The organism is Ruminococcus sp. 210702-SL.1.03, from assembly GCF_020559915.1.
Taxonomy (GTDB): Bacteria; Bacillota; Clostridia; order Oscillospirales; family Ruminococcaceae; genus YE71.
In genome coordinates, this window is the sequence record NZ_JAJCLZ010000176.1 from 1 (window position 1) to 250 (window position 250).

Genomic DNA, 250 nt, shown 5'->3' on the forward strand with positions numbered 1-250 from the left:
GGCGTTGTGGCAGGCGGCAACGCAAAATCTCTTGCCGACAGATTCGCTGTTACCGCCGCCCATTGATGGCCTGATGAATGGCCTACCGTTGGCGCATGAGTTACTGGCACATGTACGTAACCCCGACGCGCAGCCGCACAGCATTAATCTGACGCAATTACCCATCAGCGAGGCTGATCGGCTTTTTCTCTCACGTCTCTGTGGGCCGGGAAATATTCAGATTCGTACCATTGGCTATGGCGAGAGCTAT

Annotated in this window: 1 protein-coding gene; it reads left to right on the top strand. The window is 54.8% G+C overall.

The window, feature by feature from the left end:
- Window positions 1–250 (top strand): hydrogenase expression/formation protein (locus LI114_RS14000; protein WP_227221167.1); only part of this gene is annotated, 250 nt, incomplete at both ends.